The sequence below is a fragment of the Streptomyces sp. NPDC002868 genome, from assembly GCF_055563295.1.
Map to the genome: position 1 here is coordinate 347,513 of NZ_JBVHDR010000003.1, position 18,419 is coordinate 365,931.

Genomic DNA, 18,419 nt, shown 5'->3' on the forward strand with positions numbered 1-18,419 from the left:
AGCCTAAGGGGTCGGGGGGACTACTCCCCCGCGGGGGCGTGTTCCGCGGCAGCCCGTACGTCGATCTCACGCCAGAATCCGGCCCGGATCGCATAGCGGTCGTGCTCGTCGATCTGGTCGTCCTTGTGCGCGAGGAGCCCGAAGCGCGCTGCGTACCGCAGCAGTTCGCCGTCGATGCGGTGCGGGATCCGCGGGTACATGGTGGACAGCTTCTGCACATGGCCGGCCTCCGGCAGCCGTTCCATCCAGCGCCGCGCGAAGACCTGGCCGACCTCGAAGGGGTCGCCGCCGACCGTGGTGATGTCCTCCTCGCGGTCGGCCCAGCGCTGCTCGGCGCTGGTGAGTTGGGCGAGGGTCGGCAGGGACGCGGTCTCGGGCGGCTCGCCGAGCGCCCCGCCGCCGGCCCGCTCGACCCAGCCCTTGTCGGAGGACCAGCGCAGAGTGGCGCTCGCCGGATGCGGCGCGGGGTGCTGGCCGGGGGCGCGCAGGCCCGCCAGGTCCTTGGGGGTGGGAACGCCCTTGGACGCGGCAGGGGCGGGGATCGACTCGGCGCCGTTCTCGGTGGGGGCCGGCTGCGAGCCGTTCCGTACGGCGTCGGCGGCGCGCTCCTGCGAGGCGGCGAGCGCAGACTCGGGCAGCGGCGCGGAGAGGATCGCGGCGATCTCGGGGCCGGGTGCGGGCTGCGGGGCGCAGATGCCGGTGAGCTCCTTGGCCCGTACGGCCCGGGTGATCCAGGCCCGGTCGAGCACCCGTCGCTCGTCCGCCTCGGCGACCAGGTCCTCGGACTGGTTGTAGTCGCCGTCGGCGGCCTGCACGGCCCAGAGGTGGACGGCGACGCCGTGCTCCTTGGCGGACATCAGACCGGGCAGCAGGTCTCCGTCGCCGGTCACCAGCACGACGTCGGAGCAAGCGCGATTTCTGGCCAGCTCGGTGAGCTCGGCGTGCATGGCCGCATCCACGCCCTTCTGTGCCCAGCGGCCGTCGCTGCGGGTCAGTGCGCCCAGCCGGACCGTCACCCGCGGCATGACGCGCAGCCGCCGGTGTTCGGGCTGCGGTACGCGGTCGGGGGCGCCGTCGAACCAGTAGATGCGCAGCAGCGGGCGCTCGGTATCGGCCTCGGCGAGTTCGCGCAGGCCCTGGATGAGGGCGGCGTGGTCGACGGTGATGCGGGAACGCGCCGGTTCCCCGGCGAGAAGACTCGCGGCGGCGCCCAGCAGATATCCGGCGTCCACCAGGACAACGCAGCGGTCCACGCGTTCCACCCTCTTTCGGGAACTTGGGGATCGGAGAAGGGTCCGGATCGGGGATTGTTCCGGGTTTCCTTCGAGTCTGCCCGACCACGGGAGGGTTAACGGCCGGAACTCGATCATCGGCGTGGCGGAACCCTGGTCCGAGGCGCGACAAGCGCCCTTTACGCACCGCAATGATCCAAAATGCGGCGCTTCATCGCATATGTGAGTCTGACAGCGGCCCTGGCCCCGAGAATCCCCACAGGAGGCATCACCATGGCCAAGAACAAGAATCGCAAGCAGGGTGGTCAACAGGACCGTTCGCCGGCCGCGGAGCGCGGCGGCGAGCAGGCCAAGTCGACCGCATACGAGTCCCATGCGCAGCCCCAGTCCCAGGCTCAGGGCAGCCCCGCGGACGTTGCCCGTAAGCACCAGCGGCGCTTCGGCCACAACTGATCGCGCCGTAAAAAAGACGAGCCGTAAAAGACGAGCAGCAAAAAAGACGCAAGGGGCGCGCCCGTGACGACGGGCGCGCCCCTTGCGGCGTATGTGCGTATCGGCGCTAGCCGGCCAGGCAGGACGGGCCGAGCAGCACCTTCAGATCGCCGAAGAGCGCCGGGTCCGGCTGCACGCGGTGCCGGTCGAGCCGGAGCACCGTGGTCTTGCGGGGGCCCTGGAGCTTGATCCGTACCTCGGTGTTGCCCTTGTGGTGGCTGAGGATCTCACCGAGCCTGCTGATCATCGGCGGCGTCACCTTCACCGTCGGGATGGTGACGACCACCGGGGCGTTCGTGCCGGCCGACGAGAGGTCCGGGACCATCAGCTCCATGGCGACCAGCCGCGGGATGTCCTCGCGCTTGTCGAGACGTCCCTTGACGAAGACCACGGTGTCCTCGACGAGCTGCGTCGACACCAGCTGATAGGTCGCCGGGAAGAACATGCACTCGATGGAGCCCGCCAGGTCCTCGACCGTCGCGATCGCCCAGGCGTTGCCCTGCTTGGTCATCTTGCGCTGCAGGCCGGAAATGATTCCGCCGATGGTGACGACCGCGCCGTCGGCGTGCTCACCTCCGGTGAGCTGGGAGATCGCGGCGTCCGTCTTGTCGCTCAGGACATGCTCGATGCCGAAGAGCGGGTGGTCGGAGACATAGAGGCCGAGCATCTCGCGTTCCTGCGCGAGCAGATACGACTTGTCCCACTCGACGTCGGAGAACTCGACGTCGAGCCCGAAGCCCGGCTCGTCACTCTCCTCGTCGCCCATCCCGCCGAACAGGTCGAACTGCCCCTCGGCCTCCTTGCGCTTGACCGCCACCACGTTGTCGATCATCGGCTCGTGGTGGGCGACCAGGCCCTTGCGGGTGTGGCCCATCTCGTCGAAGGCGCCGGCCTTGATGAGCGATTCGACGGTCCGCTTGTTGCAGACGACGGCCTCGACCTTGTCGAGGAAGTCCGGGAAGGAGGTGTACTTCCCCTTGGACTTGCGGCTGCGGATGATCGAGTCCACGACGTTCGTGCCGACGTTCCGCACGGCGGAGAGGCCGAAGAGGATCACCTCGTCGCCCTGCGCGGCGAAGTTCGACTGCGAGTCGTTCACATTGGGCGGCAGCACCTTGATGCCCATGCGGCGGCATTCGTTCAGATAGACCGCGGACTTGTCCTTGTCGTCCTTCACCGAGGTGAGCAGCGCGGCCATGTACTCGGCGGGGTAGTTCGCCTTGAGATATGCGGTCCAGTAGGTGACCAGGCCGTACGCCGAGGAGTGCGCCTTGTTGAACGCGTATCCGGCGAACGGGACCAGCACGTCCCACAGCGCCTGGATCGCCTTGTCCGAGTACTTGTTCTTGCGGGCGCCTTCCTGGAACAGAACGAAGTTCTTCGCCAGCTCCTCGGGCTTCTTCTTGCCCATCACGCGGCGGAGGATGTCGGCCTCGCCGAGCGAGTACCCCGCGATGATCTGGGCGGCCTTCTGCACCTGCTCCTGGTAGACGATCAGGCCGTAGGTGACGCCGAGGACCTCCTTGAGAGGCTCCTCCAGCTCCGGGTGGATCGGCGTGATCTCCTGCTGGCCGTTCTTGCGGAGCGCGTAGTTCGTGTGCGAGTTCATGCCCATCGGGCCCGGCCGGTACAGGGCCGAGACGGCGGAAATGTCCTCGAAGTTGTCGGGCTTCATCAGCCGCAGCAGCGAACGCATCGGGCCGCCGTCGAACTGGAAGACGCCGAGCGTGTCACCGCGGCAGAGCAGTTCGTACGTCTTGGGGTCGTCGAGCGGGACGGAGAGCAGCTCCAGGTCGACGCCCTTGTTGGACTTCACCATCTTGACGGCGTCGTCCATGATCGTGAGGTTGCGCAGGCCGAGGAAGTCCATTTTCAGCAGGCCCAGCGACTCGCACTGCGGATAGTCCCACTGCGTGATGGTCACGCCGTCGGTGTGCCGCACCCAGATCGGCGCGTGGTCGACGATCGGCTCGCTGGACATGATCACGCCGGCTGCGTGCACACCCATCTGCCGGACCAGTCCCTCGACGCCCTTGGCGGTGTCGATGACCTTCTTCACGTCCGGCTCGTTCTCGTACATCCCCCGGATCTCGCCCGCCTCGCTGTAGCGGGGGTGCTTGGGGTCGGTGATGCCGTTGAGGTCGATGCCCTTGCCGAGGACGTCGGCGGGCATCGCCTTGGTGAGCCGGTCGCCCATCGCGTACGGGTAGCCGAGCACCCGCGCGGAGTCCTTGATGGCGTTCTTCGCCTTGATCTTGCCGTACGTGCCGATCATGGCGACCTTGTCGGCGCCGTACTTCTCGGTGACGTACCTGATCACCTCACCGCGCCGGCGCTCGTCGAAGTCGATGTCGACATCGGGCATGGAGATGCGCTCGGGGTTGAGGAAGCGCTCGAAGATCAGTCCGTGCTCGATCGGGTCGAGGTCGGTGATGCCCATGGCGTACGCGACGATCGAACCGGCCGCGGAACCTCGGCCGGGGCCCACCGCGATGCCGTTGTTCTTGGCCCACATGATGAAGTCGGCCACCACGAGGAAGTACCCCGGGAAGCCCATGTCGATGATGATGCCCATCTCGTACTCGACCTGCTTGAGCCGGTCGTCCGGGATGCCGCCCGGGTAGCGCCGGGCCATGCCGCGCAGGGTCTCCTCGCGGAACCAGGTCACCTCGGTGTAGCCCTCGGGCACCTCGAACTTCGGCATCAGGTTCCGCTCCTGGAACCAGCCCTCGGTGTCGATCTGCTGCGCGACCAGGAGGGTGTTGGCGCAGCCCTCCTGCCAGGCGTCCGAGGAGTCCACGGCGTACATCTCGTCCGTGGACTTCAGGTAGTAGCCGGTGCCGTCGAAGCGGAAGCGGTCGGGGTCCGAGAGGTTCTTGCCGGTCTGGATGCACAGCAGCGCGTCATGCGCGCCGGCCTCGTCGGCGTAGGTGTAGTGCGAGTCATTGGTGACGATCGGCGGGATGCCGAGCTTCTTGCCGATCTCCAGCAGGCCGTCGCGCACCCGGCGCTCGATCTCGATGCCGTGGTCCATCAGCTCCAGGAAATACTTGTCCTTGCCGAAGATGTCCTGGTACTCGGAGGCGGCCTTGAGGGCCTCGTCGAACTGGCCGAGGCGCAGCCGGGTCTGGAGTTCGCCCGAGGGGCAGCCGGTGGAGGCGATGAGCCCCTCCGACCACTGGGCGATGGTCTCCTTGTCCATACGCGGCCACTTCTGCAGCCAGCCCTCGGCATACGCGTCGGAGGAGAGCCGGAAGAGGTTGTGCAGACCGGTCTTGTTGGCCGCCCAGATCGTCTTGTGGGTGTAACCACCCGAACCGGAGACGTCGTCCCGTTTCTGGTGCGGCTGGCCCCACTGGATCTTCCGCTTGTTCCGCCGGGACTCGGGGGCGACGTACGCCTCGATGCCGATGATGGGCGTGACGTCCGCCTTCTTCGCCGAGTGGAAGAAGTCGTACGCCCCGTGGAGGTTGCCATGGTCCGTCATGGCGATGTGGGTCATGCCCATCTCATTGCAGGCATTGAACATGTCCTTGAGCCGCGCGGCACCGTCCAGCAGGGAGTACTGCGTGTGGACGTGAAGGTGCGTGAAAGGCGGCTTGGCCACGGCGGAATGCCTCCGGAGAACGGTGGGTGACAGGATGCGGACAGTCTGGGTGGACAGCCTGGAAGTCTACGTCTTGGCACTGACAGTCGGCGGGCACTCCCGAGTACGGTCGTGCGTTGGAGGGGACGGAATCCCCCGTCCCGTTTGTCATGCACCAGGAGGCACCCAGCGATGTCGGTACCGCGATCCGCCGAGGCAGCAACTGAAGAGCGCGGCGAGGAGATTCTCGCCGTCTTCGACACCGCCTTCGGCCAGCTGCTGGCCGCCGACCCCGCCGCCTTCCGGGTCAAGTTCCGGAAAATGGCCGCCTCGGCGTTCGCGTTCTACCGGGGCACCGCCTGCCTGTTCTACAACGACCTGGGGCGCGAGCGGCACGGCGGCCCGTTCCTCGACGAGCGCACCGGCCGGGTGTGGATCCACGGCGATCTGCACGCCGAGAACTTCGGCACGTACATGGACGCCAACGGCCGCCTGATCTTCAACGTCAACGACTTCGACGAGGCGTACGTCGGCCCCTTCACCTGGGACCTCAAGCGGCTGGCCGCATCGCTGGCGCTTGTCGGCTACACCAAGGCGCTCAGCGACGAGCAGATCACCGAGCTGGTGCGGATCTACGCCGCCGCCTACCGCGAGCGCATCCACGCCCTGGCCGCCGGCGCGAAGAACGACGAGGTGCCGCCCTTCACGCTGGACACCGCCGATGGCCCGCTGCTGGACGTGCTGCGCGACGCCCGCTCGCTGACCCGGTTCTCGCTGCTCGACTCGATGACCGAGATCCGCGACTTCGAGCGCCGGTTCGCACCCGGCGGCGGCTCGATCGAGCTGGACGCGGCCACCCGCTACAAGGTGCTCGCGGCCTTCGACGGCTATCTGGAGACGCTGCCCGAGTCCAGCCTGACCCGGCCCGACTCGTACCGCGTCAAGGACGTCGTGGGCCGCCGCGGCATCGGCATCGGCTCCGCCGGCCTGCCCTCGTACAACATCCTGCTCGAAGGCAACAGCGACGCCCTCGAGAACGACGTCGTGATCTATATGAAGCAGGCGCAGACCCCCGCGGTCTCCCGGCACATCGACGACGCCACCGTGCGGGAGTACTTCCAGCACGAGGGCCACCGCACGGTGATCTCGCAGCGCGCCCTCCAGGACCACGCCGACCCGTGGCTCGGCTGGACCGAACTGGACGGCTCGGGTCAGCTCGTCGCCGAGGTGTCGCCGTACGCAGTGGACCTGGACTGGGGCGACATCGACGAGCCGGAGGAGATCGCGGCGGTCGTCGCCGACCTGGGCAGGGCGACAGCCACGATGCACAGCGCGGCGGACGAGGAGAGCGGCCACTCGCTGGTGCCGTTCTCGACGGAGCGGGCCATCGACGCGGCGATCGCGGCCGACGAGGACGGGTTCGGCGAGCTCCTGGTGGAGTTCGCGCACAGCTACGGCGCGCGGGCGCGGGCGGACCACCAGATCTTCGTCGACCTGTTCCGCAACGGCCGGATCCCGGGTCTCTGAGTATCGAGCATGCGGCTGAGCCGCGTGGGGCCGGATCCTTAGGGGACGCTTACCCGGCCCCATGGGAGACTCCCGGGTGATGGACATATCAGGAATGCAGCTCAGGGGGCTGCGGGCAGCGATCTTCACGGCACTGGTCGTGACGCTGTCCGCCGCCTCGCATGTGCTGCTCTCCCAGGTCCCGTTGCCGCTGACCACCGTCGCGGGTGTTTCGGCGGGCGTCTTCGCCGTCGCGTACGCCCTGTCGGGCCGGGAGCGCGGCTACTGGCGGATCGCGAGTCTGCTCGTCCCGCTGGAACTGGCCGTGGACACCGTCTTCACCACCGGCCAGGACGTCTGTTACGGCCCCGGCGGCGGCCCTGTCGCCGGTTCGCTGCGCACGGTCGGCTTCGATGTGCTGTGCGGCGGCAACGTCGGCGCCCAGCTGCCCGGCGTGGCGGTCGCCGACCGTGGCGCGGCCACCCTGCTGCACTCCACCGACCCAGCCCTGCCGTGGCTGCTGCTCGCCGCCCATGTGTCGGTCGGGCTGCTGGCCGCGGCCTGGCTGCGGCGCGGCGAGTCCGCGCTGTCCGGTCTTGTGCGTGCGGTGGGCGCCTTCGCGTTCCGGCCGCTGCTGATGGCGGTCGGCGCGGCGGGGACGGCGCACAGGGCCGTCCGGCGCGCGGCGCGTCCCTCGCCGCACCGCCCCGGCATCTCCCGCACCCGTCTGCTGGTGCACTCCGTCGGACGGCGGGGACCGCCGCGCTCGGCCGCAGTCTTCGCCTGAGCCCGCAGTCCCTCTTTTCGGCAATCCCTCGATCTTTTCCGTATCTCTGGATACGACATCACACGGAGTGAATCAGCATGAGTGCACGCAACAGCCAGGCCAGCAAGGCGGCGGCCCGCGAGCGGCTGCGCCAGGAGCGTGAGCGCCAGGCCAAGAAGGACAAGACCCGCCGTCAGCTCATCGTCATAGGCTCGACAGTCGTGGTCCTCGCGATAGCGGGCGGCATCGGGTACGCCGTGATGCAGGCCAACAAGCCGGGCCACTGGGAGTCGGTGAAGGACGAGAAGAACGTCGCCGCGCCGAAGAACACCGAGGGCGAGAACGGCACGACCGTCGTCATCGGCAAGCCGGCCGCGAAGAAGACGCTGGAGCTGTACGAGGACGCGCGCTGCCCGGTCTGCGCGTCCTTCGAGCAGTCGGTCGGCGCGACGGTGAAGAAGGACCTCGACGCCGGCAAGTACAAGATCAAGTACATCGGCGCGACCTTCATCGACAACGCCACCCGGGGCGAGGGCTCGAAGAACGCGCTGTCCGCGCTGGGGGCGGCCCTCAATGTCGGTCCCGAGGCCTTCATGGAGTACAAGGCCGCCCTCTACTCGGCGAAGTACCACCCCGAGGAGAACGACGACAAGTTCGCCAAGGACTCGTACCTGCTGGAGGTCGCCGACTCGGTGACCGCGCTCAAGAACAACGCCGAGTTCAAGAAGAACGTCGAGGACGGCACCTTCGACGCCTGGGCCATGAAGATGTCCGCGGCCTTCGACGACAGCGGGGTCACCGGCACACCGACGCTCAAGATGAACGGCAAGAAGGTCACCGCGGACGGCACCGAGAACCCGCCCATGACGGTGGAGCAGTTCAACGCCGCGGTCGACAAGGCCATCAAGGGCTGAGGCCATGAAGACTTGAGGCCATCAAAGGCTGAGGTCATCAAGGGCTGATTCCACCCGATTACGACTGGTTCCGCCCGAGGTCCCGATCGACCGGGAGGGAACGCGCTGGTTGACCGTTTCCGATGGGCGGGCGAACTTTCCCTGTTCGCCCGCCCGTTCGGCGTACCGGTCAGTAGTCTGATCGGCCGTGACCAGTCGACTCTCCTCAACTCCCAGTCGCCGCACGGTCGTCAAGGCCGCTGCCGCCACCGCTGTCGTCGCTGCGCCCGCCATCGCGGTCGCCACCTCCGCCACCGCTGCCTCCGCCCAGGAGGCCCCGGCCTTTCTCCATGGAATCGCCTCCGGCGACCCGCTGCCCGACGGTGTACTGCTGTGGACGCGTATCACCCCCACCCCTGAGGCCGTGCCGGGCTCGGGCCAGGGCCCCGACACCGCGGTGAGTTGGGAGGTCGCCGAGGACAAGGGCTTCACCCGGGTCGTCGCCCGCGGCACCACGACGTCGAAGGCCGCGTCCGATCACACCGTCAAGGTGGACGTAAGGGGCCTGCGCCAGGCGACCGCCTATTACTTCCGGTTCACCGTCGGCGTCAGCGTCTCGCCCGTCGGCCACACCCGCACCACCCCGGCCACCGATGCCGCAACGCCCGGTGTCCGCTTCGGTGTGGTCTCCTGCTCCAACTGGGAGGCGGGCTACTTCTCCGCGTACCGGCATCTGGCCGCCCGCGCCGACCTGGACGCGATCCTCCATCTCGGCGACTACATCTACGAGTACGCGACCGGCGACTTCCCGGCCGAGCAGTACGTCGTACGCCAGCACTCGCCGAAGAACGAGACAACCACGCTCGCGGACTACCGCACCCGCCACGCCACGTACAAGACGGACGCCGATCTGCAGGCGCTGCACGCCGCGCACCCGGTGATCGCGATCTGGGACGACCACGAGATCGCGAACGACACCTGGTCGGGCGGCGCGGAGAACCACACGCCGGGCGCCGAGGGCGAGTGGGCCGCGCGCGCCGCGGCCGCGCGCCAGGCCTACTTCGAGTGGATGCCCGTACGCGCGTCGACAGAGGGCACCGTCTACCGCCGGCTGCGCTTCGGCAAGCTCGCCGATCTGCACCTGCTGGACCTGCGGTCCTTCCGCTCGCAGCAGTCGACCGTCGGTAACGGCGAGGTGGACGACCCGGAGCGTACGATCACCGGCCGCGCGCAGCTGGACTGGCTGAAGGCCGGGCTTGCCGGTTCGGACGCCGCGTGGAAGCTGGTCGGCACCTCGGTGATGATCTCGCCGGTCGCGTTCGGCTCCGTACCGGCCCATCTGCTGGAGCCGATCGCGGAGTTGCTGGGGCTGCCCAAGGAGGGCCTCGCGGTCAATGTCGACCAGTGGGACGGCTACACGGACGACCGCAAGGAGCTGCTGAAGCATCTGACGGACCGCGGGATAAAGAACACCGTCTTCCTCACCGGCGACATCCACATGGCCTGGGCGAACGACGTGCCTCTCAAGGCGGCGACGTATCCGCTGTCGCAGTCCGCCGCGACCGAGTTCGTGGTGACGTCGGTGACCTCCGACAACCTGGACGACATCCTCCACGTCGCGCCGGGCACGGTCTCGCTGGTCGCCTCCACGGCCGTCAAGGCGGCCAACCGCCATGTGAAGTGGCTGGACATGGACAACCACGGCTACGGCGTCCTCGACGTCACCGCCGAGCGCTCGCAGATGGACTACTACGTCCTTTCCGACAGGACGAAGCAGGACGCCACCACGAAGTGGGCCCGCTCCTACCGGACCCTGTCCGGTACACAGCGCGTCGAGCGGGTCAGCCGGCCGGTGCGCTGACGCTGGGCCGGAGTATCCGTAAGGCCCGTGGGCCTCGCGCGGACGGACGCGAAAACGCGTGCCGCGCGAGGCCTGTTGGTCTCTTCGGCCCTGGCTACAGCGCTTCGAGGAAGCCCAGCGCGATCCGCCAGGTCTGCTCCGCCGCGGCCTCGTCGTAGTCGGGCAGACCGGGGTCGGTGTACAGATGCCCGGCGCCCGGGTAGCGGTAGATCTCCACATCCGCGCCGGCCCGCTGCATCTGCAGATACCAGGCGTTCAGCCAGTCGTGCGGCTCGAAGGGGTCCGGGTCCGCGACATGCAGCTGTACGGGCAGGTCGTCCGCGCTCGCACCCTCCGCGATGTCGGACGTACCGTGCAGGAGCAGCAGTCCGCGCGCCTTCTCGTCGCCCAGCGCGAGGTTCTGCGCGATCGAGCCGCCGAGCGAGAAGCCCGCGTACACCAGACCCTGCTCGGAGTACGGCGCGGCGGCGAGGATCGCCCCGCGCAGCAGCTCCTCCTTGCCGATCTTTTCCTTGAGATCCATGCCTTCCTCTACGGTCTCGGCGGTTTGCCCCTCGAAGAGGTCGGGCACGCGAACCTGGTGCCCGGCGGCGCGCAGCCGGTCGGCTGCCGCGTGCACTGCCGGACGCAGACCGTAGACCGAATGGAAAAGCATGATGTTCATTCGGCCATCCTGCCAGTTCCCGTTAGCGTCGGAGTTTATGGACAACGTACTGCGCCCGTTGACCGTAGTCGGTGGCTCTCTCGTGCTCACGCTGCTGCTCGGCTGGGCCCTGGACCTGCTGTTGCGCCGGGTGGACGGCCGTCACCCCGAGACCCCGCTGTGGGGGCTGCTGCGGCGCTGCCGGCTGCCGTTCCAGGTCGTCCTGCTCACCGCGCTGCTGAGAGGGACCTACCGCGAGACGCAGTGGCAGCCGCTCAAGGACCACGAGGCGGCCATCGGCCAGGTGCTGTCGCTGGTGCTGATCAGCGCGGGTGCCTGGCTGGTCGTGCGGATCGTCTCGGCCGCTGTGGAGTCGTCGTACGCCCGTTACGCGTCCTCGACCCGCGATCCGGCCCGGCTACGCCGGGTGCGCACGCAGGTCACGCTGATCATGCGGATCGTCACAGCGGTGGTCGTGGTGGTTGCGGTGGCCGCGATGCTGCTGACCTTCCCGGGCATGGAGAAGGTCGGCGCGTCGATGCTGGCCTCCGCGGGCATCATCGGCATCGTCGCGGGTGTCGCGGCGCAGTCCACGCTCGGGAATCTCTTCGCGGGCTTCCAGATCGCGTTCGGCGACATGGTGCGGATCGGCGACACGGTGGTGGTTGACGGGGAGTGGGGCACGGTCGAGGAGGTCACGCTGACGTTCCTCGCGGTGCGGACGTGGGACGAGCGGCGCATCACCATGCCGGTGTCGTACTTCACCAGCAAGCCGTTCGAGAACTGGTCGCGCGGCGGAGCGCAGATGACCGGGACGGTCTTCTTCCATCTGGACCACTCGGCGCCGGTGGGCCTGATGCGCGAGAAGCTCCAGGACATCCTGCGGGAGTGCACGGCGTGGGACGGCCGCGACTGGAGTCTGGCGGTCACGGACACCACGCCGAACACGATGCAGGTGCGGGCGGTGGTGACGGCGAAGGACGCGGACGACATCTGGACGGCGCGGTGCGCGGTACGGGAGCAGATGATCGCCTGGCTGCACGAGAAGCACCCGTACGCGCTGCCACGCGTGGCGACGTCCCCGGCCGCGCTGCCCCCGAACGGCGCATGGCCAAGGGCCATTGGGCCGACTCCGGACGGGCACCTGCCGTCCCCGGACGGGGAGGACCACGATGGGGGCGCCCAACCCCGCACGGGCAGGGGCTGACACCCGGCCACGACGACCGACCGACTGCCCACGCTCCCGGCGGACGCCCGCCAGGCCGCCCGCCGGGGGCCACGCCCCCCAACACCCCCTCACCGCAAGCTGCGTACGTCCAAGTGCCGCAGCACCCTGTCCACCACCTCCGGGTCCGCGCCCGGTTCGTTGCGGGCCGACAGGACCTCGTGGCGGGCCGCCGACAGCATCTCCCGCTGGATTCGCTGCATCGTCCTGAGCCGGTCCACCCGCTTCGCGAACCACTCCCGCCGCTCGTCGTCGACGATGTCCGGGCTGATCCTCGCCCCCATGTCGTACGCCGCGCGCAGCAGCCGCTCGCTGATGTCCTCCGGCAGATCCTCCACCGCCTCGATCTCCCTGAGCCGGCGTTTCGCCGCCTTCGACGCGCGGATCGCGAGGTTCCGTTCCAGCTCGCCTTCCGCGTCCGTGTCCGCCCGCACACCGAGTCGCCGCACCAGCCAGGGCAGGGTCAGGCCCTGGAGCACAAGCGTCGCCAGGATGACCGCGAACGCGATGAAGATGATCTCGTCCCGGGCCGGAAAGGCCGCCCCGCTGCCCGTCTTCAGCGGAATGGCGAGCGCCAGCGCGACCGATGCCACGCCCCGCATCCCCGACCACCACATGATGACGGTCTCCCGCCAGCTCACGGGGATCTCCTCGTCGTAGTCCCGCAGTCTGTGCAGTCGCTTGGCGAGCCAGGTCGCGGGCATCAGCCACAGCAGCCGTACGACCACGACGACCCCGATGATCGCGGCGCTCCAGCCCAGAAGCTGCACCTCCCGCCCGTCCGCCGTGCCGAAGACGACGTGCAGTTCGAGGCCGATGAGGCCGAACGCGACCCCGGTCACCAGCGTGTCGACGACCTGCCAGAACGTGGTCCCGGCCAGCCGCCCCATCACATCGTCCGCGTCGGCGGCGTGCTCGGCCAGGAAGAGCGCGGTGGTCAGGACGGCGAGCACGCCCGATCCCTTCAGCTCCTCCGCCAGTACATAGCTGACGAACGGCACCATCAGCGACAGGCCGATCTGCAGCGTCGCATCGCCGAGCATGCCCATCAGCTTGTTGGAGAGCCAGCCGAGCGCGAGCCCGACCGCGACGGCCACCACGCCCGAGAGCACCAAATCCCCCACCGCGTCCGGCCACGAGAACGTTCCGCTCACCGCCGCCGCGATGGCCACGTGGTACAGCACGATCGCTGTGACGTCGTTGAACAACCCCTCCCCCTCCAGGATGGAGACCAGCCGCCGCGGCAGCCCGAGCGACCCGGCAACCGCGGTCGCCGCGACCGGATCGGGCGGCGCCACCAGCGCGCCGAGCGCGAACGCCGCGGCGATCGGCAGCCCGGGCACGATCGTGTGGGCGACGGCCGCCACCGCCGCCATCGTGACAAACACCAGGGCGACCGCGAGCAGCAGGATCGGCCGGATGTTGGCCGTGAACTGCCGCCAGGAGGTGCGCTGTACGGCCGCGTACAGCAGCGGCGGCAGCAACAGCGGCAGGATGAATTCCGGCGGCACTTCGACGCTCGGCACGAAGGGCATGAACGCCAGGACGATCCCGGCCACCGTCATCAGCACGGGCGCGGGCAGCCTGAGCCGCTCCCCCAGCGGCACTGTCACCACGGCCCCGAGCAACAGCACGAACAACAGCGCCAATTGGCCCATGGTGTGTCCTCCGGCGGCTCGAAACCTCAACGATCAAGGCTTCAAGCCTGCCACGCAAATAACCCCAATCATCCCAACATCCCCTGTGGCAAACATCTCTGATTCACCATCTTGAACAGCCATCCGATGTTTATGGCGCAAGAAGTCTTCCGGTTCCGCTGGGGCACGGGCACCATGCGGGCATGAGACGACTGAGACGACGTGACGTACTCGGTTCCGCGGCGGGCACCGCCCTCTGGGTGGCGGCGTCCCCCACCGCCTGGGCCGCGCCCGCACCATCCCCCCACCGCCGGCCGTCCGCCGACCCGTACGAGCAGACGGTCAGGTCCGCCGCCATGGTCTGGCGCCGGCTCCCCGCGTCCTGGCAGGAGGGCCCGTTCATCGCCAACGGCCGCCTGGGCGCCCAGCTCTACGCGGGCAGGACCGCGAACACCCTGACGCTGATGCTCAGCCACTCCGAGGTGCAGGACCAGCGCGGCCAGTGGCGCGGCGGCATCGGCTACTCCCGGCTCCCCATCGGGTACTTCACCCTCACCCTCGCCGGGGAGATCACCGCCGTCGACTGGACGCTCGAGCTGTACGACGCCGAACTGCGCGGCACCGTCACCACCACCCGCGGCAGCCTCGCCTTCTCCGCACTCGTCCACAGCGAGACCGGGGCGCTGCTGGTCTCGACCCGGCCGAGTACGGGCGAGGAGCAGGCGGCCTGGTCCTTCCAGTGGCTGCGGGCGGCCACCACGCGTTCGACCGGCAAACCCCCGGAATACACCCCGAACCCCGATCCGGTCGTCGGCGACGGCTATGTCGAACAACCGCTCATCGCGGGCGGAGGCTGGACGACAGCCTGGCGCGAACGGCGCGCGGGCACCGGCCGGCTGCTGGCCGCGCATCTGGTGTACCGATTCCCGGGCCTGCCCTCCGAGGCGACGGACCAGGCGATACGGAACGTGAAGCGCACCCTCGCCACCGACACCGGAAAGCTGATCGCCCGTCACCGCGACTGGTGGCACCGCTACTACCGGCGCAGCTTCCTGTCCGTCCCCGACAAGCGGCTGCAGGCCTTCTACCTCATCCAGCTCTACAAACTGGCGTCCGCGACCCGCGCGGACGGCCCGACGATCTCCGAATGGGGACCGTGGTTCCCGGAGGTCGGCAACAACTGGACTGCCGTCTGGTGGAACCTCAACGTCCAGATCGGCATGGCCCCGATCCACGGCTCCAACCATCCCGAACTCGACTCCGTGACCGGCGCGTTCCGCCGCTTCGAGCGGAATCTGCCGCTGTCCGTGCCGGCCGACTACCGGGACGGCAAGGGCTATGCGCTCGGCCACCCCTCCGACTGGCAGCTGCGTGCGGGAGACACGTACGACGTGGGCATCCCGGGCTCGGACCGTATCTCCGACAACTTCGGCAATCTCACCTGGGCCCTGCACCATGTCTGGCTCTCCTACCGCCACTCCATGGACCGCGCGATCCTGCGCGACGTCGTGTACCCGATCCTCGCCAAGGCGATCCACTTCTACGCCCACTTCCTCCACGAGGGCGGCGACGGCCGGCTGCATCTGCTGAAGACCCGCTCCCCCGAGTACGCGGACGCCGCGGACTGTACGTACGACCTCTCCCTCATCCGCTGGGGCGTACGCACCCTGCTGGAGTCGGCCCGCCTGCTGCGCATCGAGGACCCTCGAGCGCCCCGCTGGCGGGACATCGCGGCACGGCTGACCCCGTACGCGGAGGACCCGGCGGCCGGAATCATGATCGGCAAGGACGTCCCGCTGGGGGACTCCCACCGCCACCACTCCCATCTGCTGTGGCTCCACCCACTGCGGGAACGGACCTGGGACCGCGCGGGCGACCGGGACGTGATGCGCCGCAGCATGGACCACTGGGTGAGCATGCAGCAGCGCTGGCACGGCTACAGCTACGCGGTCGCGTCGTCCATGTACTCGGTGATGGACGCGCCCGAGAAGGCGCTGGACTCGCTGACCTTCTTCACCGACCTCGGTGTCGTGGACAACTGCCGGATGACGGTGAACACGATGTACCGGGAGGGCAAGAACTTCGCCCTGGAGAGTCCGCTGGCCGGCGCGCAGTCGATGCTCGACATGGCGGTCCAGTCCCACGACGGCGTGCTCAAGGTCTTCCCGTCCGTCTCCACCCGCTGGCCGGACGCTTCCGTGGCGGGCCTGCGCACCCAGGGCGCGTTCCTCGTCGACGCGGACCGCGCGGCAGGCACAACCCGCTGGATCCGCATCCACAGCGAATCCAGCGCGCCCCTGACCCTGGACCACGGTATACGGGGCGAGATCTCGGTCCGCGACGAGCACGGCCGCCCGCTGCCGTGGCGCGAACTGACGCCGGGCCGCGCCGCGATCCGACTCCCGCGCCACGCGACGGCGTTGATAACGACGAAGGGCACCGAGCCGGGCCCACCGCGGGACGTCCCGGCGACGGGCGAGTGGACGAGGTGGGGCCTGCCGTCCTGAGAGGGCCGGCCGTGCAGGGGAAAACCCCGTCCCCCGCTAGAGCGCCCGCCGCATCGCCCGGTGCCCGATCCCCGCGTCCAGGAACTCCGCCCCGTACGCCACGTACCCCAGCCGCTCGTAGAACCCCAGCGCATGCGTCTGCGCATGCAGGTCCACCGCGGCCAGCCCCCGCTCCCGCGCCGCCTCCTCGATCGTCCGGACCAGCGCCACGCCCACGCCGAGCCCCCGCGCCGCCTTGCTCACCGCGAGGCGGCCCAGGGAGCCCACCGACGGGTCGCCGCCCGTCTTGTCCGCAGCGGCCTCGCCGTACAGCAGCCGTCCCGTGCCCAGCGGCTGCCCGTCCGCGTCGACCGCCAGCACATGCACCGTGTCCGCGTTCTCCGCGTCGAACGCGTCGTACTCGATCTCCGCCGACACCCGCTGCTCGACGACGAAGACTTCCTTCCGGACCGCGAAGCAGGCTTCCCGGTCGGCCGGGCCGACGGCGGCCCTTACGACGAAGGAACTCACGCGCTCTCCGCGGCGATCGTGTCCAGCGCCGACCTCAGGTCCTCCGGGTACGCGCTCTCGAACTCCACCCACTGCCCGTCCGACGGGTGCTCGAAGCCCAGCCGCACCGCGTGCAGCCACTGCCTGGTCAGCCCCAGCCGCTTCGCCATCGTCGGGTCCGCGCCGTACGTCAGATCGCCCACGCACGGGTGCCGGTGGGCAGCCATGTGTACGCGGATCTGGTGCGTACGCCCCGTCTCCAGCTTGATGTCCAGCAGCGACGCCGCGCGGTACGCCTCGATCAGGTCGTAGTGAGTGACCGACGGCTTGCCCTCCGCCGTGACCGCCCACTTGTAGTCGTGGTTCGGGTGCCGCCCGATCGGCGCGTCGATCGTCCCGCTCAGCGGATCCGGGTGCCCCTGAACCAGTGCGTGATACCGCTTGTCCACGATCCGGTCACGGAACTGCGCCTTCAGCAGGGTGTAGGCCCGCTCCGACTTGGCGACGACCATCAGCCCGGACGTGCCGACGTCCAGCCGGTGCACGATCCCCTGCCGCTCCGACGCGCCGGACGTCGAGATCCGGTACCCCGCGGCCGCGAGACCGCCGATCACGGTCGTGCCGCTCCAGCCGGGACTCGGGTGCGCGGCCACACCGACCGGCTTGGCGATCACGACGATGTCGTCGTCGTCGTGCACGATCTCCATGCCCTCGACCGGCTCGGCCACGATCTGCACCGGCGCGGGCGCCTGCGGCATCTCGACCTCGAGCCACGCCCCGCCGTGCACACGCTCGGACTTTCCGACGACCGAGCCGTCGACCTGCACCTTCCCGGCGGCTGCCAGCTCGGCCGCTTTCGTACGGGAAAACCCGAACATCCGGGAGATGGCGGCGTCTACGCGCTCGCCCTCAAGGCCATCGGGTACGGGCAGGGTGCGGATCTCGGGAACTGTACTCACCCGTCGAGTATGCCTTGTCAGTCCTTGTGGACAGTCCCGTCGGGGTCCAGCCCCTTGAACGACAGGATCACAATCAGGATCCCGCCGCAGACGATCGCGGAGTCGGCGAGGTTGAAGACCGCGAAGTGCGCGGGCGCGATGAAGTCGACGACCGCGCCCTCGAAGACCCCGGGCGCCCGGAAGATCCGGTCGGTGAGGTTGCCGAGCGCACCGCCGAGCAGTAGACCGAGGGCGAACGCCCACGGCAGGCTGTAGAGCTTGCGCGCAAGACGGGCGATGACGACGATCACCGCCGCCGCGATGCAGGTGAAGATCACGGTGAAGGCCTCGCCGATACCGAACGCGGCGCCCGCGTTCCGTACCGCCTCGAACTTCAGCAGATCGCCGATGATCTCGATCGGCTCGTGGTGCTCCAGCTTGGCCACCACGAGCATCTTGCTGCCGAGGTCGACCAGGTAGGCGACGAGCGCAACAGCGAACAGCACGGCGATCCGCCGCTTGCCCTTGGGCTGCTCGGCGGGCGCCGCAGCCTCGTCGGCGCCCACTGAATCCGACGTACCGATGATGCGCTCCGCCTCTGCCACGTGAGTCCCTCAACCTAGGTGCCTGACTGAGCACGAGGG

The 18,419-nt window shown here is 68.9% G+C and carries 14 protein-coding genes; 7 read left to right on the top strand and 7 right to left on the bottom strand.

The features are described from left to right. Window positions 1-20 precede the first annotated feature (20 nt). A complete protein-coding gene (locus ACZ3H8_RS12335; RefSeq protein ID WP_467400628.1) occupies window positions 21-1,253 on the bottom strand; it encodes an NYN domain-containing protein in 1,233 nt (410 codons plus the stop codon). Window positions 1,254-1,505: 252 nt separating this feature from the next. On the opposite strand from ACZ3H8_RS12335, the gene ACZ3H8_RS12340 reads away from it, so the two are divergent. Then, a complete protein-coding gene (locus ACZ3H8_RS12340) occupies window positions 1,506-1,685 on the top strand; it encodes a hypothetical protein (RefSeq protein WP_307664060.1) in 180 nt (59 codons plus the stop codon). Between the two features lie 106 nt (window positions 1,686-1,791). Here the strand turns inward: ACZ3H8_RS12340 and dnaE are convergent, their stop codons facing one another. Next, window positions 1,792-5,331, bottom strand: a complete 3,540-nt coding sequence (gene dnaE / locus ACZ3H8_RS12345) for a DNA polymerase III subunit alpha (RefSeq protein WP_467400631.1) — start codon at window positions 5,329-5,331, stop codon at window positions 1,792-1,794. A gap of 171 nt (window positions 5,332-5,502) precedes the next feature. Between dnaE and ACZ3H8_RS12350 the strand changes: the two genes are divergently transcribed. From ACZ3H8_RS12350 to ACZ3H8_RS12365, 4 genes are all read left to right on the top strand, one after another. Next, on the top strand, window positions 5,503-6,837 hold the full coding sequence (locus ACZ3H8_RS12350) for a DUF2252 domain-containing protein (protein ID WP_467400633.1): 1,335 nt from the start codon (window positions 5,503-5,505) through the stop codon (window positions 6,835-6,837). Window positions 6,838-6,916: 79 nt separating this feature from the next. Beyond that, window positions 6,917-7,603, top strand: a complete 687-nt coding sequence (locus ACZ3H8_RS12355) for a hypothetical protein (RefSeq protein ID WP_467400636.1) — start codon at window positions 6,917-6,919, stop codon at window positions 7,601-7,603. Between the two features lie 77 nt (window positions 7,604-7,680). Continuing rightward, complete coding sequence (locus ACZ3H8_RS12360; protein ID WP_467400637.1) at window positions 7,681-8,496, top strand: DsbA family protein; 816 nt, start codon at window positions 7,681-7,683, stop codon at window positions 8,494-8,496. Between the two features lie 187 nt (window positions 8,497-8,683). After that, window positions 8,684-10,336 (top strand): alkaline phosphatase D family protein, encoded by a 1,653-nt coding sequence (locus ACZ3H8_RS12365; protein ID WP_467400639.1) that lies wholly within the window; start codon window positions 8,684-8,686, stop codon window positions 10,334-10,336. A 94-nt stretch (window positions 10,337-10,430) separates the two neighbouring features. On the opposite strand, the gene ACZ3H8_RS12370 is transcribed toward ACZ3H8_RS12365, so the two are convergent. Continuing rightward, a complete protein-coding gene (locus tag ACZ3H8_RS12370) occupies window positions 10,431-11,000 on the bottom strand; it encodes a dienelactone hydrolase family protein (protein ID WP_467400642.1) in 570 nt (189 codons plus the stop codon). 37 nt (window positions 11,001-11,037) lie between these two features. Between ACZ3H8_RS12370 and ACZ3H8_RS12375 the strand changes: the two genes are divergently transcribed. Then, complete coding sequence (locus ACZ3H8_RS12375) at window positions 11,038-12,186, top strand: mechanosensitive ion channel family protein (RefSeq protein WP_467400643.1); 1,149 nt, start codon at window positions 11,038-11,040, stop codon at window positions 12,184-12,186. Window positions 12,187-12,275: 89 nt separating this feature from the next. On the opposite strand, the gene ACZ3H8_RS12380 is transcribed toward ACZ3H8_RS12375, so the two are convergent. Next, the gene (locus tag ACZ3H8_RS12380) at window positions 12,276-13,862 is read right to left on the bottom strand and encodes a Na+/H+ antiporter (RefSeq protein WP_467400645.1); all 1,587 of its coding nucleotides are present in this window, start codon (window positions 13,860-13,862) and stop codon (window positions 12,276-12,278) included. Between the two features lie 182 nt (window positions 13,863-14,044). Here ACZ3H8_RS12380 and ACZ3H8_RS12385 point away from each other — a divergent pair, with 182 nt between their 5' ends. Further along, the gene (locus ACZ3H8_RS12385) at window positions 14,045-16,348 is read left to right on the top strand and encodes a glycosyl hydrolase family 95 catalytic domain-containing protein (RefSeq protein WP_467400648.1); all 2,304 of its coding nucleotides are present in this window, start codon (window positions 14,045-14,047) and stop codon (window positions 16,346-16,348) included. A 36-nt stretch (window positions 16,349-16,384) separates the two neighbouring features. On the opposite strand, the gene ACZ3H8_RS12390 is transcribed toward ACZ3H8_RS12385, so the two are convergent. The 3 genes from ACZ3H8_RS12390 to lspA are packed head-to-tail and all read right to left on the bottom strand — an operon-like array spanning window position 16,385 to window position 18,380. Beyond that, window positions 16,385-16,858, bottom strand: coding sequence for a GNAT family N-acetyltransferase (locus tag ACZ3H8_RS12390; protein ID WP_467400650.1), 474 nt, complete (start codon window positions 16,856-16,858; stop codon window positions 16,385-16,387). Further along, on the bottom strand, window positions 16,855-17,796 hold the full coding sequence (locus tag ACZ3H8_RS12395; protein ID WP_467400653.1) for an RluA family pseudouridine synthase: 942 nt from the start codon (window positions 17,794-17,796) through the stop codon (window positions 16,855-16,857). The genes ACZ3H8_RS12390 and ACZ3H8_RS12395 overlap by 4 nt, the downstream gene beginning before the upstream one ends. A gap of 17 nt (window positions 17,797-17,813) precedes the next feature. After that, window positions 17,814-18,380: a signal peptidase II gene (lspA, locus tag ACZ3H8_RS12400; protein WP_467400654.1), complete on the bottom strand. Its 567-nt coding sequence runs from the start codon at window positions 18,378-18,380 to the stop codon at window positions 17,814-17,816. Window positions 18,381-18,419 lie beyond the last annotated feature (39 nt).